The organism is Streptomyces sp. NBC_00094 (assembly GCF_026343125.1).
GTDB lineage: Bacteria > Actinomycetota > Actinomycetes > Streptomycetales > Streptomycetaceae > Streptomyces.
Genome location: NZ_JAPEMB010000001.1, coordinates 1,152,376 through 1,172,075, shown reverse-complemented (window position 1 = coordinate 1,172,075; position 19,700 = coordinate 1,152,376). Strand labels below are relative to the sequence as shown.

The following is a 19,700-nucleotide window of genomic DNA, read 5'->3' as shown; positions in this document are numbered from 1 at the left end:
CCGTCCGGTGGCCGACCTCCGGGAGTGGCGCCATGACCGTCTCCGTCGTCCTCTTCACCTCCGACCTCCGCCTGCACGACCATCCCCCGCTGCGCGCGGCCCTGGACGGGGCGCGGGAGGTCGTGCCCCTGTTCGTCCGCGACCCCGCCGTGGACCGGGCCGGGTTCGCGGCGCCCAACCGGCTCGCCTTCCTCGCCGACTGCCTGGCCGACCTCGACGCCGGGCTGAAGGAGCGCGGCGGCCGGCTCGTCGTCCGCAGCGGCGACACGGTGACCGAGGTCTGTGCCGTGGCGCGCCAGGCCGACGCCGACGAGGTGCACATGGCGGCCGGGCACACGGCTTTCGCCCGGGCCCGCGAGACGGGTCTGCGGCGCGCCCTGGAGTCCGACGGGCGCCGGCTGTACGTGCACGACGCCGTGACCACCGTCGTACCGCCCGGCGACGTCACCCCGCAGGGCTCCGACCACTTCGCGGTGTTCACCCCGTACTTCAGGCGCTGGGCCGCCGAGCCGCTCCGCACGCCCCTCCCGGCACCCCGGTCGGTGCCGGTGCCGCAGGGGCCGCGCTCCGAAGGGTTCCCGTCGCGCGCCTCCGTCGCCGACGTGTCCGATGGCCTCGCCACGGGAGGGGAGAGCAGGGGGCGCCGGATCCTGGGGGCCTGGCTGTCCCGGCATGCCGACGACTACGAGGTGCGCCACGACGACCTCGCGGGCGACGCGACCTCGCGCCTCTCGCCGTACCTCCACTTCGGGGCCGTCTCGGCGACCGAGGTGGTCCATCGGGCGAGGGCCCGCGGCGGCCCGGGCGCCGAGGCCTTCGTACGGCAGTTGTGCTGGCGGGACTTCCACCACCAGGTGCTCGCGGCGCGGCCGGAGACGGCCGTCGAGGACTACCGCCCCCGGCTCGACCACTGGCGGCGCGACGAGGAGGCCGAGGCGGACCTGCTGGCCTGGCGGGAGGGCCGTACCGGCTACCCCGTGGTGGACGCGGCCATGCGCCAACTCGCCCACGAGGGCTGGATGCACAACCGGGGCCGCCTCCTCGTCGCCTCCTTCCTCACCAAGACGCTCTACGTCGACTGGCGCGAAGGCGCCCGGCACTTCCTCGGCCTCCTCGTCGACGGCGACGTCGCCAACAACCAGCTCAACTGGCAGTGGGTGGCCGGGACCGGGACCGACACCCGGCCCCACCGGGTCCTCAACCCCGTGCTCCAGGGCAAGCGGTACGACCCCCACGGCGCCTACGTCCGCCGCTGGGTCCCGGAGCTGACGGACCTGCCCGGTGCCGCGATCCACGAACCCTGGCGGCTGAAGGGCCTGGACCGGGCCTCGTACGAGTACCCCGACCCGATCGTGGACCTCGCCGACGGCCTCGCCCGCTTCCGGCACGCGCGGGGCAGGGACTGACGCTGGGGCTGGGGCTGGGGCTGGGGCTGGGGCTGGGGCTGGGGCTGGGGCCGGGTCCTGGGCCGAGGGGGAGGGGGCGAGGCGATGGCCGGTGTGCCTGGAGGAGGCCGAGAGCGGGGCGAGGGCGGGGACCAGGGCAGGGGCGAGGACAGGGGCGAGGGCGGGTAAGCGGGAAATACGACGCACGATCGATGCGAGTTGAGGCACCTCCTTCCTGGGCCGGACGCTGAAGGAGCCGGGCGCACCGAGCCCCGGGAGGAGGCTCGTCATGACCGCCGTACTCACCCCCGTCCGTCCCCTGACCCCGAGCCACGCGCCCGATGTCCGTGACGCGCGAGACGTGGACGCCGTGCTGCCGGACGTGGGCGACGTACCTCAGGGCGCGTCGCACGACGCGCTCTCCGACGAGGAGATCGGCCTGGGGCTCACCCGCGGCGACGAGCACTGCCTCGCCCTCGCCCACCGGCGCTGGGCGGGCCTCGTGCACACCCTGGCCACCCGCGCCCTGGGCGACCCCCGCGAGGCCGAGGACGTCACCCAGCAGGTCTTCCTGGCCGCCTGGCGGGGCCGTGCCGGCTACCACCCCGAGCGCGGCCCCGTGCCCGCCTGGCTGGTCGGCATCACCCGGCGGAAGACCGCCGACGCGCTCACCGCCCGGACACGCAGACTCGCTCTCGTCGCCGCCGCGGGCGCGGCCCTGCCGCCGGCCGCCGGCACGCGGGAGGGGCCCGAGGACGTCCTCGACCGGATCGTGGTCACCGGCGAACTCGCCCGCCTGCCGCGCGTCCAGCGCGATGTGCTGACCCTCGCGTTCTTCGCGGACCTGACACAGACGCAGATCGCCCGCCGGACGGGCCTGCCGCTGGGCACCGTCAAGAGCCACGCGCGCCGGGGGCTCCAGCGGATGCGCCGCAGCCTCGACGCCGCATCGGCCCCGGGTGGAGGGGCCCCGGACGAGGCGCCGGCGGGCCGGGAGGACACCGACTGAGCGGCACCGGAGGAAACCGGGCCCATCCGACGGGCCCGCGGCACCGAAGTACCGGCAGGAGCACCTCACGCACCGAACGTCGGGGGGTCCGGACACGAAGGGTGGAGACGAGACGATGGACCGGCGAAGTGTCGCGGTGGTGGGCGGGGGAGTGGCGGGCCTGACGGCGGCGCGCGTGCTGTCCCGGGTGTACGACGTCGTGCTGTACGAGTCCGAGGGGCGGCTCGGCGGCCACGCCCACACGCACGAACTGCCCACCCGCGAGGGCGGCACCGTCCGCGTCGACACCGGATTCATCGTCCACAACGAGCGGACCTACCCGCATCTGCTCCGCCTCTTCCGCGAACTGGGCGTCGCCACGCAGGACTCCGAGATGAGCATGTCCGTACGCTGTGACGGCTGCGGCCTGGAGTACGCGGGCGCCCGGGGCCCGCGCGGTCTCCTCGGCGCCGGCAACCTCCGGCGCGGAACGTACCTCCGGATGCTCGCGGACGTACCCCGTTTCCACCGTGCCGCCCGGCGGCTGCTCGCGACCGGGGACGACACGGCGACGCTCGGCGCCTTCCTCCGGGAACACCGCTTCTCCCCGTACTTCACCGGGCACTTCGCCATCCCCCTCGTATCGGCCGTCTGGTCCTGCCCGGCGGACACCGCGCTGCGCTTCCCGGCGGCGTACCTCTTCCGCTTCCTCGACCACCACGGGCTCCTCTCCCTCACCGGCTCCCCGCAGTGGAAGACCGTCACCGGCGGATCCGCCGCCTACGTCGACCGCGTGGCCAAGGGGATCGCCTCCGTCCGGACCGCCACGCCCGTTCGTGCGATCGCCCGTGGCACCGACCACGCGCGCGTGACCACCGAGGACGGCGAGACGGCCGTCCACGCGGCCGTCGTCATCGCCGTGCACGCCGACCGGGCCCTGCGGCTCCTCGCCGACCCCACCCCCGACGAGCGGCGCGTCCTCGGCGCCTTCCCGTACTCCCGCAACCCCACCGCCCTCCACCGGGACACCTCCGTACTGCCCCGTTCACCGCACGCCCGCGCCTCCTGGAACTACCGGCTCCCCTCCTGTACGGCCCGGCCCGACACGGTCCAGGTCAGCTACGACATGAACCGGCTCCAGCGACTCCCCGTCAGCGAGCCCCATCTGGTCACCCTCAACGCGGACGACCGGCTCGACCCGTCCGCCGTCCTGGCCCGCACGGTCTACGAGCACCCGGTCTTCACACCGGAGTCCGTCGCCGCCCAGCGCGAACTCCCCGCACTCCGCACCGCCGTCACCGCCTACGCCGGTGCCCACCACGGCTGGGGCTTCCACGAGGACGGCTGCCGCTCCGGCGTCGAGGCGGCCCGAGCGCTGGGGGTGAGGTGGTGACCACCCGCTCCGCCGACCACGCCTCCGCCGACGCACGGGCCGCCGGGCCGGTGCCCGCGTCCCCGCCGCGCGTCCCCGCGCTCTACCTGTCCGAGGTCGTCCACACGCGCGTACGCCCGATCCGGTACGGGTTCCACCACCGGACGTACCTCTGGCTCGTCGACCTCGACGCCCTGCCGACGCTGCCGCGCCTCCTGCGCCCGCTCGCCCGCTTCGACCCCCGGGACCACTTCGAGGGCACGGCGCCGACCTTGCGCGCGGCTCTCGACGGGTACCTCGTGTCCCACGGTGTACGGAACGCCGAGGGCCGGGTCCTGATGCTCGGCCACGCACGCGTCTTCGGGCACGTGTTCAACCCCCTGACCCTCTACTGGTGCCACGACCGTGCCGGAAACCCGGTCTGCGTCGTCGCCGAGGTGCACAACACCTACGGAGGGCGCCACCTCTACCTGCTGCGGCCCGACGCCCACGGCGACGCGCGGGTCGCGAAGGACTTCCCCGTCTCGCCGTTCTTCGCCGTCGAGGGCGGGTACAGGATGCGGCTGCCGCTCCCCGGCGACCGACTCGACCTCACCGTCCAGCTGTGCCACGACGACGGCTCACGGCCGCTGACGGCCACGGTCCGCGGACGGTACCGCCCGGCTACGACCCGCACGCTGCTGGCCGCCGCGCTGCTCCGGCCCTGGTCCACGGCCGCGGTCTCCCTCGGCATCCGGCTGCACGGAATCCGCCTGTACCTCAAGGGACTTCCGGTCCATCCGCGCCCAGGCGCTGAGCCGAAATCCCGGTCCGAGCCCCGCCGCCGCTGCACCTGGTCCACCGCGTCCCTGGACACCGCCGCGTCCCTGGACACCGCCGCGTCCAGGGACACCACCCCGTCCACGCACTCCACCCCGTCCACCCGAGAAGGCTCGCTGTGACGTTCTTCCTCCCCTCGGTCCGTCCGGCCGGCGCCGCACGCGGCAACCCGACCGTGGATCCGGCGCGCTGGCCCGACGTCGCCCGGCTTCCGCGGGTCTCCGCCCTGCGAACCGCCGTCGCCCGGCGGATCGTGGAGCGCGCCTTCCGCGGGCTCCCGATCCGCGTCCGCCACGGCGGCGACCCGGCTCTCACGATCCCCGCGCAGTCCGCGCCTGGGGAGCCCTCCGCGCCCTCCAAGACCACGGCCCCTTCCGCCCCTTGCGCTTCCTCCGAACCCTCCGCGCCCTCCGAACCCTCCGCGCCCTCCGAGCTCTCCGCGCCCTCCGAGCTCTCCGCGCCCTCCAAGCCCTCCAGCTCCCCGCCCACCCTCACGCTCCACGACTCCGCCGCCTTCCACCGGCGGATCGCCGCCCGCGGGCTCATCGGCTTCGGCGAGTCGTACATGGCGGGCGAGTGGGACAGCGACGACCTCGCCGGGCTCCTCACCGTCCTCGCCGCCCACGTGGACGAGCTGGTGCCCGCCCCCCTGCGCCGCCTGCGCGGTGCCTGGGTCCACCGCAGGCCCTCCCGCGACCGCAACACCCTCGGCGGGGCCCGTGAGAACGTCCAGCGGCACTACGACCTCTCCAACGACCTGTTCGGCCTCTTCCTCGACCCGAGCCTCAGCTACTCCTCGGGCGTCTTCGCCACCCTCCCCGCCACGCCCGAGCTCCTCACCGCCGCCCAGCACCGCAAGATCGACCGGCTGCTCGACCTGGCCGAGGTGGGCCCCGGGACGAATCTCCTGGAGATCGGCACCGGTTGGGGAGAGCTGGCCATCCGCGCGGCCGCCCGGGGTGCCCGCGTCCTGACCGTCACCCTCTCCGCCGAACAGCGCGCCCTCGCGCTCCGGCGGATCGCCGAGGCCGGTGTGGCCGACCGGGTGACCGTCGAGCTCCGCGACTACCGGGAGGTCGACGGCCGCTACGACGCGGTGGTCAGCGTCGAGATGATCGAGGCGGTCGGTGCCGAGTACTGGCCCGCCTATTTCGGCGCGCTGCGCCGCCTCCTCGCCCCCGGCGGGCGCGTCGCGCTCCAGGCCATCACGATGCCCCACGACCGGATGCTCGCCACCGCGCGCACCCACACCTGGATCAGCGCGTACGTCTTCCCCGGAGGACTCATCCCCTCCCCGACGGCCATCGTCCGGGAGAGCGCCGCCGCAGGGCTGCGCATCACCCGCGACACCGGATTCGGCGCGCACTACGCCGAGACCCTGCGCCTGTGGCGGGAACGCTTCCTGTGCCAGGCAGAGGCCGTCGAGGCGCTCGGGTTCGACCGCGTCTTCCGCCGCATGTGGGAGCTGTACCTGGCGTACTCGGAGGCCGGGTTCCGCGCCCGCGCCCTCGACGTGCGCCAACTCCTGCTGGTCAGGGAAGGAGGCGGGTCGTCGTGACCGGAGTCGACGCGGGTGCCCTCGGCCTCAACCTGGCGGTGTCGGCGGGTGCCGCGCTCGCGGTCATGCTGCTGACCTTCGCCGTCGCCACCGTGAAGGGGGTGCACCGGATCGTCGACGTGGCCTGGGGTCTCGCCTTCACCGCCGTCGCCGTCGTCACCTGGTTCCTGTCGGACGGGTACGGGGACGAGGGGCGTCGCTTCGCGGTCGTCCTGGCGACCGCCGTGTGGGGGCTCCGCCTCTCCGCGCACATCGCCCGGCGCGGCCGCGGCCACGGCGAGGACCCCCGGTACGCCCGGATGCTCGCCCGTGCCCCGGGCAGCCCGACGCTCTACGCCCTGCGGACGGTCTACCTCCTCCAGGGAGCCCTCGTGTGGCTGGTCTCCCTCCCCGTCCAGGCCGCGGCGTACCTGCCCTCGCCCCTCGACGTCCTGGCCCTGCTCGGGCTCGCCGTCTGGGCCGTCGGTCTCTTCTTCGAGGCCGTGGGGGACCACCAGCTCGCCCGGTTCAAGGCGGACCCCGCACACCGCGGGCGGGTCATGGACCGGGGGCTGTGGAGCTGGACCAGGCACCCCAACTACTTCGGTGACTTCCTCGTCTGGTGGGGTCTGTATCTGACGGCCTGTGGGACCTGGCAGACTGCGGCCCTCACGGTCGTCTCCCCCCTCGTCATGAGCGGCTTGCTCATCCGGGGAAGCGGCAAGCGACTCCTGGAGGCCCATATGGCGCAGCGGCCCGGATACGCGGCCTACACGGCCCGCACGAGCGGGTTCTTCCCCCGGCCACCGCGTCGGCGCGCGAGCGGGACGGCCGCGCGATGAACGGCTGCCGCATACGACGTGCCGATCCGAGCGCCCTGATCGTCCGCAGTGCACCGGCCGTTCCCACCGCGGCCGTGCTGCTGCTCCACGGAGGCCGCGCCGACGGCCCCGAGCCGCCGCCCGCCCTCAACCTGCCCGCGCTGCGGATGCGGCCCTTCGCCGCCGCCGTGACCCGTGCCGTCCGCGGCCGGGACGTGCTCGTCGCGGAGGTGCGCTACCGGCACCGAGGCTGGAACGGGCCGCGCGCCGACGCCGCCCGGGACGCCGAGGCCGCGCTCGTACGCCTCCGGGAGCAGGCCGGGCCCGTACCCGTCGTCCTGCTCGGCCACTCCATGGGCGGTCGCGCGGCCCTCCGGGCAGCGGGAGACCCGGCCGTGCGCGGGGTCGTCGCCCTGGCACCGTGGTGCCCCGCCGACGAGCCGGTGGACCACCTCGGCGGCCGACGCCTCTACGTGCTCCACGACGAGACCGACCGCGTCACCTCGGCCCGCGAGTCCTGGGACTTCGTCCGCAGGGCCCGGGCGGCCGGCGCCGACGCCGCGGGCATCCCGATGCCGACCGGAGGGCACGCCATGCTGCGGGGCGCCGACCTCTGGCATCGCCGCGCCGCCGAGCTCACCGCCTCGCTGCTGTCGCACGGCTGACGATCCGTCACGCGGAGTCGGTGGCCGCCGTCGGCGCTTCCGCGGAGAGGCGGGAGAGAAGTTCGAGCGCCTCCCGCAGGCCGCCGGGGCGCCACATGCCCGCCCGTACGGCGCGGCCCGCCCAGCCGGGGCCGGCCAGCACCACGCGGGGATGCGTCCGCGCGCCTCGGACGCCGAACGAGATCTCGGCGACATGCCGGGCGAGGGCGTGGTGCGCGGTGGAGCGTGCCTGCGACCAGAGGACGACCGCGGACGGGCCCGTGCGCCGCACGGCGGCGTCGAGCGCCTCGGCGGGGACGGCCCCGCCGAACATGCGGGCGGGCAGGCCGAGTTCGGCGAGCCCCGCCGCCAGCGCCTCCAGCGGAAGGGTGTGCAGTTCGGCGGGAACACACGCGAGGAGGACCGGGGGCGTGGGGGAGTGGGCGGCGGGAGGAGCGGTCTGGCGGAGCGCGGTCGACACGTGCCAGGACAGCAGGTGCTCCACCTCGACGTAACGGTCCCCGGACGACTCCCACTTGCGCCCCACGGCGTGCAGGGTGGGTGCCATCACCTCCTCCCAGGCGGTGACGAGGCCGTGTTCGGCGACGATGGCCCGGAGGAGGGTGTCGAGGGTGGGACCGTCGAGGCGTACGGCGGCCCGGGACAGCCCGCGACGCAGCCGCCGCACGTCGACGTCGAGCGGAGGACCGTCGCCCGACTCCGACTCCGACTCCGACTCCGACTCCGATCCCGATTTCGATCCCGGTCCCGTTATCGGCTCCGACCTCGGTGCTGGTGCTGGTGCTGGTGCTGGTGCTGATCTTGGTCGCGGTCGTGTTTCCGGCTGCCGGGGAGGCCGGTCCGTCCGCGCCGCCCGTGCCGCTTCGGCCGGAGGGATGCCGGACGCCGTGAGCCGGCACATCTCCTCCAGTACGGCGACGTCCCCAGGAGTCCACCGCCGGTGCCGTCCGCCCTCGCGGGCCGCGGGGCCGATGCCGTACCGCCGGTCCCATGAGCGCAGCGTGGTCGGCGACACCCCGAGGTGCCGCGCCACCGCTCCGGTCGTGAGGCCGTGCCCCGTGTCGGACATACGGCCAGCTTACGACGCGCAAACGATGCGAGTGGGCGGCCGCGGGGTCACCGGAGACGTCAGCCGACGCGCCCGGCCCCTTCGGAGGCGAGAGCTCCCGCACAGGCGGCCCGGGTCGCTCGGTGCACCGCGCGGGCGAGCCGCGCTCCCCAGAGGGAGCGGGGGCCGGCGAACGCCTCCGCGTCGTCCCCCGTGGGCGAGGGCGCCGCCACGCAGACGGCGTCCGTGGGCGTGCCGGAGGCGTCGGCGCCCAGCTCGACGAGCGCCTGTGTCTTCGCCTCGGTGGCGGTGGCGACCGCGTTCACGAGCGCCGCGTCCGTGAGGGGCACGGGCAACGACACGATGATGTTGATCGTCCCGGGCGGGCGGAGCCCGGAGTGGCCGGCCCCCGGTGCGGCGGCCCAGCCCCGTACCCCGATCCCGGCGGTGACCACGGCCTGCGCTCCGTCGTCCACGGCGTGGCGCCGGTCCGCGACGGAGGCCGCCGTCATCAGCCCCACACCGACGCCTTCGAGACCGGCACCGGAGGCCAGCTCGCGGAGGTGGGCCACGGGGTCGAGCCGCCGGTAGCCGGGCGGCACCTGGGCGTTCACCACCCACGCGCGTTCGCCGATGCCTCCGCCGAGCACGGCGCTCGACACCATGCGGACGCCCGGTCCCGGGGCCCACGCCAGGAGCGGCCACTCCCGGCCCTGGTCCACATGGGAGAGGAGAGCGGCGTCGGCGAGGGACGCGCTGGTCAGAAGGGTTCGCGGAAGCACCCCACACCCTAGCGCGCGGCCCTATCTCACTCGTACGGGTGAAGGACCCATCCGGTCGGCGGCCCGCTCCGAAACACCTATGACAACAGGGCCTCGGCGGGGAGCTTCCCCCGGCGGCCCGGACGCGTCACCGCACTCCCGGCCGGGGTGGTCGTGCCGTTCCTCCTGCCGTGCGCGGTCATCCGCGCACTCGATCCAAGGGGTTCCTCCTCATGAACGCTCTCCGTCTCCGCCGCGCAGCCGTCGCCGTCGCCGCCGCGGCCGTCCTGCCCTTCGCCCTGGCCGCCTGCTCGGACTCCGGCGCGGACACCGGCGCCGCAGGTACGGACTCCGGCGCGAGCGCCGCCGCGTCCACCGGTACGGGCTCCGACATGGCCGCCGGTACGGACGCATCCGCCGGCGACCCGTTCGGCCCGGGCTGCGCCTCGGTGCCCCAGGACGGCGCGGGCTCCTTCGCCGGCATGGCGAAGGACCCCGTGGCCACGGCCGCCTCGAACAACCCGGCGCTGTCCACGCTCGTGGCCGCCGTCAAGCAGGCCGGCCTGGTGGACACCCTCAACACCGCACAGGACATCACGGTGTTCGCGCCCACCGACGACGCCTTCGCGAAGATCCCGAAGGCCGACCTGGACAAGGTCCTGGCCGACAAGGAGAAGCTCACCGAGATCCTCACCTACCACGTCGTGGGGCAGAAGCTGACGCCGAAGCAGCTGGAGGACGGCACCTTCGAGACCCTCCAGAAGAGCACGCTCACCACGAAGGGTTCGGGTGAGGAGTACACCGTCAACGACACCTCGAAGGTCGTCTGCGGCAACGTCCCCACGGCCAACGCCACCGTGTACATCGTCGACACCGTCCTGATGCCGAAGTAGGAAGGCCGGGCTGCCCCGGCTCAGACCGACTCCGATCCGATCAGTTCGGTGATGCGCAGGCAGCAGTGGAGGACGGGGTCGGCCTCGGCCGGGAGTTGGCCTTCCGCGCGCATCCGGCGGGTGATGCCGAGGAGCGGGATGGCGAGCAGAAGGGCGGCGAGCACCTCGTTGTAGCGGAGATGGCGGACCGGCAGGTCCGTTATCTCCTCGTAGTGGCGGACGGTCTCCTCGCGCGACGGGGTGCCGTCGGCCGGTGCGATCCCGCCGGCGACGGTGTTCATCCACTCGAGGAACAGCATCCACGCGAGGTCGCTCTCGTGGTCGCCGAGGAAGGCGATCTCCCAGTCGAGGACGCCGCGCACCTCGTAACCGGCAGGCGAGTAGAGGATGTTGCTCATGCGGCTGTCGCCCCAGCAGAGCGTGATGTGCTCGGGGGTGTAGCGGTGCTCCTTGAGCCAGGCCACCGCGCGCTCCAGGACGGGCTGCGGGCCCTCGGACTCCTGGGCGAGCGCCCAACGGAGGCAGTGGTCGAGGTAGTTGACCTGCTGCTCCAGCGGATCGTCGCCGTACTCGGGTCGCTCCAGGAAGGAGAGCCCGAGCTGACGCCAGTCGAGCGCGTGCACGTCGGCGATGGTCTCCACGCAGCGCCGCCACATCGTCTCCCGGCCCTCGGGCGTCGCCTCGAAGTAGGTGCCGAAGACGTGGTAGGTCGGGAAGTCGGACGCGGTGACGCAGTGGGAGATCTCGTCCATCACGTAGAAGGGGGTGCCGATGACGCTCGCGTCGGACTCCAGCCATCGGGTCCGGGGAACGGGCAGCGGGGTGTCCTCGAGGGCCCGCATGATCCGGAACTGCCGGGCCAGGTCGTAGTCGGGGAGGAGCGGCTCGGTGGGCGGGCGGCGCAGCACGAGTCGTTCGGACCTGGGCTCGCCGTCGTCCTCCCACGTCAGGGTGAAGTGGCGGGTGTCGGTGGACATGCCCCGTTCGGCGGGCCGCGGCTCGGACACGGCGAGTCCGTGCCGTTCGGGCAGCCGTTCGCGCAGCCAGTCGGCGAGCTGCTTCGTCAGCAGGGACGGCTCGGGGGTGTCCGCGTGCGCCTGCGCAGGTGCTGTCATCGGTCCCGCCCTCTCACGCGCGTCCGGCGGAGCCGGCTCGGAAGCCGTAGCGCGGATAGTTCCCCACGCAGACCATTTCGAGCAGGCCGTAGCCGATCCGGCCGTCGCACTCGACCTCGCACAGCGTCTCGGTGAGCATGCTGACGCGCTCGCGCACGGTGGGATCGGTGACGTCGGCCGTGAAGCCGTCGATGAAGGAGGCGCCCTTCCACATGCCGGACATGTAGTCGCGGTAGTGGTCGTAGCCCGCGAGGCCCGGCCAGAAGTCGGTCATCGCGCGGAGGGTGATCGAGCGGGTCACCCCGTCGGCGGTGGTGACGCCGACCACCCCGGAGTCGACCAGCCTGCCCCCGTCGCGGAAGCGGAAGTCGTGCTCCACGGAGAGCACCGGCAGCGCGTCCCCGGCACCGCCGAGAGCGGGATGGACATCGCCCTCGAAGTGGTACCGCTGCCCCGATGACGTCTCGCGCTGCGCGAAGTGGACGAGCCTGTCGCCGAAGTCGAAGATGCCCATGAAGTACATGCCGCCGTCCCGGTGCTCGGCGGGCTGGAGGAACCGGCCCTCCGGCACGCTTCCGCCGCCGCCTCCGCGCCGTACGCCCCAGGAGTGGTCGCGTCCCACCCGCCAGGTCGCCGGGTCGATCTCGTACTCCTGGTTCCCGGTCTTGATCCAGCCGCTGAGGCGGCCGTTCTGGTAGAAGCGCCGGGCGTCCTCCAGGACGCGGCCCCGCGAGCGGAAGAAGGCCGGGGCCTGCTCGTAGGCGGGGAACGCCGCGTCGAAGTCCAGCTGGAAGCTGACGCCGTGCTCGTTCTCCGCGAGCGAGGCCCGGATCTTCTTGAGCGGTTCGACGATCTCGTACGTGAACGGGCCGACCGTGTTCGAGGCCAGGGCGCCCGTCTCGGGCTGGAGCTCGCCGGACATGCGGACGACATGGGCGTTCTTGTCGCCGACGGTGACCATCCCGTAGGCGTCCAGCACGTTCCTGTTGGGGTAACGGGCCATACCCGTCATGAAGTTGAGCCCTTCGCCCCCTTCCTTCGAGGTGTCGAAGCCGTACATGACGACCCGTTCCGTCCAGCGCAGATCACTCTGGTTCACGTGGTCGAAGGTGGTGGTGTTCTGGTGGCACAGCAGTTCGTCGTACTTCGTGAGCATCGCGAATCCTCCGTGTGACCGTCCCGTTGTCCGCACGTCCCAACGAACCGAGACTCCGGCTCAGTTGAGACACCGTATAGTCCTGACTATGCGTCAGAAAGTCAACGAGACCGACAGTGGAGGGGAGTTCGCGATGCGTCGTGGCGAGGCAGAGCGCGAGGGAGGCGGAGGGACCGGGCTGCGGGAGCTCAAGAAGCGCAGACGCCGGGAGCGGATCGTGGCGGCGGCCTCCGGACTCGTACGCGAGCGGGGCCTCGACGGCGTCACCGTCGACGCCATCGCCGAGGCCGCCGAGGTGGGGCGTGCCACCTTCTTCCGGTACTTCGACTCCAAGGAGGCGGCGGTCGTCGTCGGCTTCTACGAGGACCGCCTCGCCGCCCTCCTGAACGCGCTCGCGGAGCAGCCCGAGGGCATCGACCCGCGCCGGGCGATGGCGGGAGCGATCCGCGCCCTGATCGGAGGCTTCCAGCAGAACGCGGACCTCAGGGAGTTCGACCTCCTTCAGGGGCGTATCGTCGCCGCCTCGCCGGCCCTTCGCTCGCGCAGCCTGGAGTTCCAGGAGACCTACGCCGCCGCGCTCGCCGAGAGCCTCGCGCGCCGCTTCGGCCCCCTGGCCCCGACCGACCTGCGGCCGCACTACCTCGCCGCGCACGCCATGGCCGTCATCCGGATCGCCGTCGACCACTGGGTGGCGAGCGGAGGCACGGGCGACCTGCCGGCCATGGTGGAGAGCGGGCTCGGGTGGCTGGAGGGCGGCGAGGGGTAGCCGATGACCCCGTGACGGCGGGGCGGTCCCCGAGGCCCGATGGCACGGCCGGTCCAGTGGATAGCCTGGGATCATGCTTACAGAAGTGACAGCGACCCGCTATGTCACGCCCTTGCGTGAGGGCGGCTCGCTCCCCGGGATCGTCGAGGCCGACGACCTCGGCACGTACGTCATGAAGTTCACGGGCGCGGGGCAGGGGCGCAAGACCCTCGTCGCCGAGGTCGTCTGCGGGCAGCTCGCCCGCAGGCTCGGGCTGCGGGTGCCGGAGCTCGCCACCATCCAGCTCGACCCGGTCATCGGCCTCTCCGAGCCCGACCAGGAGGTGCAGGAGCTGCTCAAGGCGAGCGGCGGGCTCAACCTGGGCATGGACTACCTGCCCGGCTCGCTCGGCTTCGACCCGCTGGCGTACGAGGTGGACCCGAAGGAGGCCGGCAAGGTCGTCTGGTTCGACGCCGTGATCAACAACGTCGACCGGTCCTGGCGGAACCCGAACATGCTGGTCTGGCACGGCGACCTGTGGCTCATCGACCACGGTGCCACCATGATCTGGCACCACAACTGGCGGGGCGCGCAGGCCTCCGCCGCCAAGCCGTACGACGCCTCCGACCACGCGCTCGCGCCCTTCGCGCCGGACGTCGCCGCCGCGGCCGCCGAGCTCGCGCCGCTCGTCACCCGCGAGCTGCTCGACGAGGTCGCCGCCGACGTGCCCGACGAGTGGCTCGTCGACGAGCCCGGCTTCGCGAGCACCGACGAGGTGCGCGCGGCCTACGTCGGGGCGCTCCTGCCCCGCGCCGCCACCATCCACGAGCGGATCACGCTCGGCCCCCGCTCCGAGACCCGGCCCCAGCAGCCGCCCGGCTGGCTGGCCGAGCGCCTCGCACCCCGGACGCACTCCACCGAGAAGGACAGCACCACGTGACCGACCGCGATGTCTTCGAGTACGCCCTGCTGCGTGTGGTGCCGCGGGTCGAGCGCGGTGAGTGCTTCAACGCCGGCGTGGTCGTCTACTGCCGTGCCCGGTCGTACGTGGCCGCCCGTACCCATCTGGACGAGGCCAAGCTGTCCGTCCTCGACCCGGCGGCGGACGTCCTGGGCGTCCGGGCCGCGCTGCGCGCGGTCGAGGGGGTCTGCCTGGGCGGCGACGACGCCGGCCAGGCGGCGCGCGACGACGCGGGGCGGCGCTTCCGCTGGCTGATCGCGCCGCGCTCCACGGTCGTGCAGCCGGGTCCCGTACACACGGGGCTCACCGCCGACCCGGAGGCCGAGGTGGAGCGCCTCCTCGATCTGCTCGTGCGCTGAGGCCGTCGGCGGAGGGCGCCGGTCGCCGTTCCGCCACGGGGGGGTGACCAAGGGGGTGTCCGGTCGATCCGGCCGGGCTCGCGGGGCCTGGTGCCGCGCCTCGCCGCGTTGGCGTCGGTCGCCAACACTCCGCGTTGACTCCCTCCTCCGCCTTGCGATGCACGACACCAGGCCCCGCTCCCTGATCCGGCCCGATCGACCAGACACCCCCTGGTGCACCCGGTGGGCCGTTGACACCGGGTGCCATCGCTTCTAGCGTCTCGTTCTGCGGTCGATACTAAGCGGTCGCTCATGTGCGGGATGCAGGAGCGGACGACCGGGCCGACCGCGGTCAGGGACGATCCAAGGGCGAGGAGAACCAAGCATGTCCACCACCGAGCAGCGCGTAGCCGTCGTCACGGGTGCCGCACGAGGCATCGGCGCCGCCACCGCGATCCGCCTCGCGGCCGAGGGCCGCGCCGTCGCCGTACTCGACCTCGACGAGGCGGCCTGCAAGGACACCGTCGAGAAGATCACCGCCGCGGGCGGCACCGCCCTCGCGGTCGGCTGCGACGTCTCCGACAGCGCCCAGGTGGAGGCCGCCGTCGCGCGGATCGCCGCCGAGCTCGGGGCGCCGACGATCCTCGTCAACAACGCGGGCGTGCTCCGCGACAACCTGCTCTTCAAGATGTCGGAGTCCGACTGGGACCTCGTCATGAACGTGCACCTCAAGGGTGCCTTCCTGATGGCGAAGGCCTGCCAGAAGCACATGGTGGACGCGGGCTTCGGCCGGATCGTCTCCCTGTCCTCCTCCTCGGCGCTCGGCAACCGCGGCCAGGCCAACTACTCGGCCGTCAAGGCGGGCCTCCAGGGCCTCACCAAGACCCTCGCCAAGGAGCTCGGCAAGTTCGGCGTCACCGCCAACGCCGTCGCCCCCGGCTTCATCGTCACCGAGATGACCGCGCAGACCGCCGAGCGCGTCGGCATGGGCTTCGAGGAGTTCCAGTCCGCCGCCGCCTCCATGATCCCGGTCCAGCGGGTCGGCCGCCCCGAGGACGTCGCGAACGCGATCGCCTTCTTCGCGGGCGACGACGCCGGCTTCGTCTCCGGTCAGGTCATGTACGTGGCCGGCGGCCCGCTCAACTGACGTACCGGCAGCAGCGAGAGGAAGAGGCGCGCATGACCGCGAACGAACGGCCGGAGCTCTCCGGCAAGGTCGCCCTCGTCACCGGCGCGAGCCGGGGCATCGGCTACGGCATCGCCGAGGCGCTCGTCGCCCGTGGCGACCGGGTCGTCATCACCGGGCGGGGCGAGGAGGCCCTCAAGGAGGCCACCGAGCGGCTCGGCGCCGACCGGGTGATCGGCGTCCCCGGCAAGGCCCACGACCTGGACCACCAGGCCGCTGCCGTCGAGGCGGCGATGGACGGCTTCGGCCGGCTGGACTTCCTGATCAACAACGCGGGCACGAACCCGGTCTTCGGCCCCATCGCCGATCTCGACCTCGGGGTGGCCCGGAAGGTCTTCGAGACCAACGTGATCTCCGCGCTCGGGTTCGCCCAGCGCAGCTGGCACGCCTGGCAGAAGCAGCACGGCGGTGCAATCGTGAACATCGCCTCCATCGCCGGCGTCTCCGCCTCGCCCTTCATCGGCGCGTACGGCATGAGCAAGGCCGCGATGGTGAATCTGACCCTCCAGCTGGCGCACGAATTCGCCCCGCTCGTGCGGGTCAACGCCATTGCCCCGGCCGTGGTGAAGACGAAGTTCGCGCAGGCGCTCTACGAGGGACGGGAGGCGGAGGCGGCCGCCGCCTATCCGCTCGGCCGGCTCGGTGTCCCCGCGGACATCGGCGGCGCGGCCGCGTTCCTGACCTCCTCGCAAGCGGAGTGGATCACCGGCCAGACCCTCGTCGTCGACGGCGGTATTTTTCTGAACGCCGGAGTCGGCTGACCGGTATCCGGACACTTTCCGGAATTACTGTCCGGATTGGACCCGGTTATACGTCGAATGCCTTAAGTGCCCCGTCAGGCTCGAACATTGACCTGACGGGGTGCTGCGGTATCGTCGGCCGACCCGTGGCTGAACGAGGAGCGTGCACGTGTTCAACCGGACCAGTCTGCAGGCGGCTGCAGCCCTTGTGTCCATATCCCTGGTGTCCGGATGTGGTGTGTTTTCGGATAGTGATTCCGCCGGGGAGCAGAGAATCGTCATCGGTACGACGAGTTCTCCCACCACGCTTGATCCGGCCGCGGCCTGGGACAATTCCTGGGAGCTCTTCCGGAATGTCTTCCAGACGCTGGTGAGTTTCCCGACGGGCAGTACGACCCCGCAGTCGGACGCCGCCGACTGCAAGTTCACGGACACCTCCAGCCGGGTCTTCGAGTGCAAACTCCAGGACGGCCTGACGTTCTCCAACGGACACAAGCTGGACGCCGAGGCCGTACGGCATTCGATCGAGCGCATCCGCACGATCGACCACAAGGGCGGCCCCAACGGGATGCTCGGCTCGCTCGGCAAGATCGAGACGGTCGGCGACCGCACGATCATCTTCCGCCTCAGCAAGTCGGACGCCACCTTCCCGTTCATCCTCGCGACCCCCGCGATGTCGCTGGTGGACCCGGCCGAGTACCCGGCCGACAAGCTCCGCACGGACGGCAAGCTCGTCGGCTCGGGACCGTACGTCCTCGACTCGTACGAGGAGCGGAAGACCGCCGAGCTCACCAAGAACCCCACCTACAAGGGCTTCGCCGAGCGCAAGAACGGGGGGGTGACCATCCGGTACTTCGATCAGTCCGACGCGATGGTCGCCGCGCTCAAGAAGGACGAGATCGACGCCACCTACCGCGGCCTCTCCGCCGAGGACGTCGTCGCGCTCCAGGACGACAAGCCCGAGAACAAGGGCCTCCAGCTCGTCGAGTCGACCGGCGCCGACATCCGCTACCTGGTCTTCAACACCCAGGACCCCTCGGTCGCCAAGCTCGCCGTCCGCAAGGCCATCGCCCAGCTCGTCGACCGCGACGAACTGGTCAACAAGGTCTACCAGGGCACCGCCGAGCCCCTGTACTCCATGGTGCCCAAGGGCATCGCGGCCCACACCACCAAGTTCTTCGACCGCTTCGGAGCTCCGAACGCCGCCGAGGCCAAGAAGATCCTCAGGGCCGCCGACATCACCAAGCCCGTCGAGCTGACCTTCTGGTACACGACGGACCGGTACGGCTCCTCGACGGCCGCCGAGTTCGCCGAGCTGAAGCGCCAGCTGGAGGAGTCCGGCCTCTTCAAGGTCGAGCTGCACGGCAAGCCCTGGAAGGAGTTCCAGGCGGGCTACCAGAAGGGCGAGTACCCGGTCTTCGGGCGCGGCTGGTTCCCCGACTTCCCGGACCCGGACAACTTCGTCGCCCCCTTCGTGGGCAAGGAGAACGTCCTCGGTACGCCCTACCTGAGCCCGCGGATCACCAACGAGCTGCTCCCGAAGTCCCGTCGCGAGAGCGACCGCGGGACCGTCACGGACGAGTTCGTGGAGGCCCAGGAGATCCTGGTCCAGGACGTCCGTCTGCTGCCCCTGTGGCAGGGCAAGCTCTACATCGCGGCCGGCGAGGACATCGGCGGCGGCGAGCGGGCCCTCGACCCGCAGACGGTCATGCAGCTCTGGGAGCTGCACCGTCGCGCCAGCTGGTAGACGGCCCCCGTGTCCGTCTCCGGCCGCGGGCCTGGCGGGGGCCGTTGTCAGTGGCCCCCGGTAGGTTCTGGGACGTAGACAGGAACGTCCACCGGAGGTTGTTCACCGTGACCGACACCAGCATGCTGCCCGAGTCCTGGCGGGGTGTTCTCGGCGAGGAGCTGCGCAAGCCGTACTTCACGCAGCTCACCGAGTTCGTCGAGGAGGAGCGCGCCAACGGGCCGGTCTTCCCGCCGAAGGACGAGGTCTTCGCGGCCCTCGACGCCACCCCGTACGACAAGGTGAAGGTCCTGATCCTCGGTCAGGACCCCTACCACGGAGAGGGGCAGGGCCACGGCCTCTGCTTCTCCGTCCGCCCCGGCGTGAAGACCCCGCCCTCCCTGCGGAACATCTACAAGGAGATGCAGGCGGAGCTCGGCCACCCCATCCCGGACAACGGCTATCTGATGCCGTGGGCGGAGCAGGGCGTCCTGCTGCTCAACGCGGTCCTCACGGTCCGGTCCGGCGAGGCGAACTCGCACAAGGGCAAGGGCTGGGAGAAGTTCACGGATGCCGTGATCACCGCCGTGGCCGCCCGGCCCGACCCCGTCGTCTTCGTCCTGTGGGGCAACTACGCGCAGAAGAAGCTGCCGCTCATCGACGAGGAGCGGCACGTCGTCGTGAAGGGGGCCCACCCTTCCCCGCTGTCGGCGAAGAAGTTCTTCGGCTCCCAGCCCTTCACCCAGATCGACGCGGCCGTCGCGGCCCAGGGACACGAGCCGATCGACTGGCGCATCCCCGACCTCGGCTGAGCCTCGACCGGATCGGGGCCGCGTGCGGCTAGCGTCGGCTCTCCCAATGAGCGAGCGGGTGGAGGTCGGCGTGACCGAGCAGCAGCAGGCGTCGGACGACGGGGTCATGACCAGGATCGGGCAGGCCATGATGCTGCTCCACGGCGGCGACCGCGAGGAGGCCCGCAACCGCTTCGGGGTGCTGTGGCAGCAGATCGGCCCCGACGGGGACCCGCTGCACCGCTGCACCCTCGCGCACTACATGGCCGACGCCCAGGACGACCTCGACACCGAGCTGGCCTGGGACCTCCGGGCGCTGAGCGCGGCCGAGGGGCTCGCGGAGGAGCGGCTCGCCGCGCACGGCTCGGCCGTCGCGCTGCGGGCGCTGTACCCGTCGCTCCATCTCAACCTCGCCGCCGACTACGTCAAGCTCCAGCAGCCGGACGCCGCGCGGATCCATCTGGACCGGGCCCGCGCGGCCTCCGACACGCTCGACGACGACGGCTACGGGAACGGGGTGCGGGCCGCGATCGAGCGCCTGGAGCTGCGCCTCAGAAGCATGTGACGGGCTGACGGGCTGACGGGCTGACGGGCTGACGGGCTGACGGGCGACGGGCTGAGGGGCTGAAGGGTGACGGGCTGACGGATCGACA

Annotated in this window: 20 protein-coding genes; 16 read left to right on the top strand and 4 right to left on the bottom strand. The window is 72.4% G+C overall.

Annotation, left to right across the window (positions count from 1 at the left end):
• The first annotated feature begins 32 nt into the window (after positions 1-32).
• From OG580_RS04915 to OG580_RS04885, 7 genes are all read left to right on the top strand, one after another.
• Positions 33-1,406 (top strand): deoxyribodipyrimidine photo-lyase, encoded by a 1,374-nt coding sequence (locus tag OG580_RS04915; RefSeq protein WP_267042410.1) that lies wholly within the window; start codon positions 33-35, stop codon positions 1,404-1,406.
• Positions 1,407-1,674: 268 nt separating this feature from the next.
• Positions 1,675-2,394: a sigma-70 family RNA polymerase sigma factor gene (locus OG580_RS04910; protein ID WP_267042409.1), complete on the top strand. Its 720-nt coding sequence runs from the start codon at positions 1,675-1,677 to the stop codon at positions 2,392-2,394.
• A 115-nt stretch (positions 2,395-2,509) separates the two neighbouring features.
• On the top strand, positions 2,510-3,766 hold the full coding sequence (locus tag OG580_RS04905) for an NAD(P)/FAD-dependent oxidoreductase (protein WP_267042408.1): 1,257 nt from the start codon (positions 2,510-2,512) through the stop codon (positions 3,764-3,766).
• Between the two features lie 86 nt (positions 3,767-3,852).
• Complete coding sequence (locus tag OG580_RS04900; RefSeq protein ID WP_267047898.1) at positions 3,853-4,686, top strand: DUF1365 domain-containing protein; 834 nt, start codon at positions 3,853-3,855, stop codon at positions 4,684-4,686.
• Positions 4,683-6,122, top strand: a complete 1,440-nt coding sequence (locus OG580_RS04895) for a class I SAM-dependent methyltransferase (RefSeq protein WP_267042407.1) — start codon at positions 4,683-4,685, stop codon at positions 6,120-6,122. The genes OG580_RS04900 and OG580_RS04895 overlap by 4 nt, the downstream gene beginning before the upstream one ends.
• Entirely contained in the window at positions 6,119-6,943 is an 825-nt protein-coding gene (locus OG580_RS04890; RefSeq protein WP_267042406.1) for a DUF1295 domain-containing protein, read from the top strand. Before OG580_RS04895 ends, OG580_RS04890 begins: the two co-directional genes overlap by 4 nt.
• The gene (locus tag OG580_RS04885) at positions 6,940-7,587 is read left to right on the top strand and encodes an alpha/beta hydrolase (RefSeq protein WP_267042405.1); all 648 of its coding nucleotides are present in this window, start codon (positions 6,940-6,942) and stop codon (positions 7,585-7,587) included. Before OG580_RS04890 ends, OG580_RS04885 begins: the two co-directional genes overlap by 4 nt.
• A gap of 7 nt (positions 7,588-7,594) precedes the next feature.
• On the opposite strand, the gene OG580_RS04880 is transcribed toward OG580_RS04885, so the two are convergent.
• Both OG580_RS04880 and OG580_RS04875 read right to left on the bottom strand, forming a co-directional pair.
• The gene (locus tag OG580_RS04880; protein WP_267042404.1) at positions 7,595-8,656 is read right to left on the bottom strand and encodes a MerR family transcriptional regulator; all 1,062 of its coding nucleotides are present in this window, start codon (positions 8,654-8,656) and stop codon (positions 7,595-7,597) included.
• Positions 8,657-8,715: 59 nt separating this feature from the next.
• Entirely contained in the window at positions 8,716-9,357 is a 642-nt protein-coding gene (locus OG580_RS04875) for an adenosylcobinamide amidohydrolase (protein WP_267047897.1), read from the bottom strand.
• A 272-nt stretch (positions 9,358-9,629) separates the two neighbouring features.
• Between OG580_RS04875 and OG580_RS04870 the strand changes: the two genes are divergently transcribed.
• Complete coding sequence (locus OG580_RS04870) at positions 9,630-10,289, top strand: fasciclin domain-containing protein (protein WP_267042403.1); 660 nt, start codon at positions 9,630-9,632, stop codon at positions 10,287-10,289.
• A 20-nt stretch (positions 10,290-10,309) separates the two neighbouring features.
• Here the strand turns inward: OG580_RS04870 and OG580_RS04865 are convergent, their stop codons facing one another.
• Positions 10,310-11,404: a phosphotransferase family protein gene (locus OG580_RS04865; RefSeq protein WP_267042402.1), complete on the bottom strand. Its 1,095-nt coding sequence runs from the start codon at positions 11,402-11,404 to the stop codon at positions 10,310-10,312.
• Between the two features lie 13 nt (positions 11,405-11,417).
• The gene (locus OG580_RS04860; protein ID WP_267042401.1) at positions 11,418-12,560 is read right to left on the bottom strand and encodes a hypothetical protein; all 1,143 of its coding nucleotides are present in this window, start codon (positions 12,558-12,560) and stop codon (positions 11,418-11,420) included.
• 88 nt (positions 12,561-12,648) lie between these two features.
• Between OG580_RS04860 and OG580_RS04855 the strand changes: the two genes are divergently transcribed.
• From OG580_RS04855 to OG580_RS04820, 8 genes are all read left to right on the top strand, one after another.
• Entirely contained in the window at positions 12,649-13,326 is a 678-nt protein-coding gene (locus tag OG580_RS04855) for a TetR family transcriptional regulator (RefSeq protein ID WP_267042400.1), read from the top strand.
• 73 nt (positions 13,327-13,399) lie between these two features.
• Positions 13,400-14,245 carry a HipA family kinase gene (locus tag OG580_RS04850; protein WP_267042399.1) on the top strand — a complete coding sequence of 282 codons (846 nt, stop codon included), beginning with the start codon at positions 13,400-13,402 and terminating at the stop codon, positions 14,243-14,245.
• The gene (locus OG580_RS04845) at positions 14,242-14,625 is read left to right on the top strand and encodes a DUF3037 domain-containing protein (RefSeq protein WP_267042398.1); all 384 of its coding nucleotides are present in this window, start codon (positions 14,242-14,244) and stop codon (positions 14,623-14,625) included. Before OG580_RS04850 ends, OG580_RS04845 begins: the two co-directional genes overlap by 4 nt.
• A gap of 364 nt (positions 14,626-14,989) precedes the next feature.
• Positions 14,990-15,751 (top strand): 3-oxoacyl-ACP reductase FabG, encoded by a 762-nt coding sequence (gene fabG, locus OG580_RS04840; RefSeq protein ID WP_267042397.1) that lies wholly within the window; start codon positions 14,990-14,992, stop codon positions 15,749-15,751.
• A 32-nt stretch (positions 15,752-15,783) separates the two neighbouring features.
• Positions 15,784-16,551 (top strand): SDR family oxidoreductase, encoded by a 768-nt coding sequence (locus OG580_RS04835; RefSeq protein ID WP_267042396.1) that lies wholly within the window; start codon positions 15,784-15,786, stop codon positions 16,549-16,551.
• 148 nt (positions 16,552-16,699) lie between these two features.
• The gene (locus OG580_RS04830; RefSeq protein WP_267042395.1) at positions 16,700-18,277 is read left to right on the top strand and encodes an ABC transporter substrate-binding protein; all 1,578 of its coding nucleotides are present in this window, start codon (positions 16,700-16,702) and stop codon (positions 18,275-18,277) included.
• 107 nt (positions 18,278-18,384) lie between these two features.
• On the top strand, positions 18,385-19,068 hold the full coding sequence (gene ung / locus OG580_RS04825) for a uracil-DNA glycosylase (protein ID WP_267042394.1): 684 nt from the start codon (positions 18,385-18,387) through the stop codon (positions 19,066-19,068).
• 70 nt (positions 19,069-19,138) lie between these two features.
• Positions 19,139-19,612, top strand: a complete 474-nt coding sequence (locus OG580_RS04820; RefSeq protein ID WP_267047896.1) for a hypothetical protein — start codon at positions 19,139-19,141, stop codon at positions 19,610-19,612.
• Positions 19,613-19,700 lie beyond the last annotated feature (88 nt).

Excerpts from the sequence above, each read along its gene's own strand:
- OG580_RS04915 (WP_267042410.1), top strand. The coding sequence starts at position 33 with ATGACCGTCTCCGTCGTCCTCTTCACCTCCGACCTCCGCCTGCACGAC.
- OG580_RS04855 (WP_267042400.1), top strand. The coding sequence starts at position 12,649 with ATGCGTCAGAAAGTCAACGAGACCGACAGTGGAGGGGAGTTCGCGATG.
- OG580_RS04885 (WP_267042405.1), top strand. The coding sequence starts at position 6,940 with ATGAACGGCTGCCGCATACGACGTGCCGATCCGAGCGCCCTGATCGTC.
- OG580_RS04880 (WP_267042404.1), bottom strand. The coding sequence starts at position 8,656 with ATGTCCGACACGGGGCACGGCCTCACGACCGGAGCGGTGGCGCGGCAC.
- OG580_RS04850 (WP_267042399.1), top strand. The coding sequence starts at position 13,400 with ATGCTTACAGAAGTGACAGCGACCCGCTATGTCACGCCCTTGCGTGAG.
- OG580_RS04905 (WP_267042408.1), top strand. The coding sequence starts at position 2,510 with ATGGACCGGCGAAGTGTCGCGGTGGTGGGCGGGGGAGTGGCGGGCCTG.
- OG580_RS04835 (WP_267042396.1), top strand. The coding sequence starts at position 15,784 with ATGACCGCGAACGAACGGCCGGAGCTCTCCGGCAAGGTCGCCCTCGTC.
- fabG (WP_267042397.1), top strand. The coding sequence starts at position 14,990 with ATGTCCACCACCGAGCAGCGCGTAGCCGTCGTCACGGGTGCCGCACGA.
- OG580_RS04910 (WP_267042409.1), top strand. The coding sequence starts at position 1,675 with ATGACCGCCGTACTCACCCCCGTCCGTCCCCTGACCCCGAGCCACGCG.
- OG580_RS04860 (WP_267042401.1), bottom strand. The coding sequence starts at position 12,560 with ATGCTCACGAAGTACGACGAACTGCTGTGCCACCAGAACACCACCACC.
- OG580_RS04865 (WP_267042402.1), bottom strand. The coding sequence starts at position 11,404 with ATGACAGCACCTGCGCAGGCGCACGCGGACACCCCCGAGCCGTCCCTG.
- OG580_RS04870 (WP_267042403.1), top strand. The coding sequence starts at position 9,630 with ATGAACGCTCTCCGTCTCCGCCGCGCAGCCGTCGCCGTCGCCGCCGCG.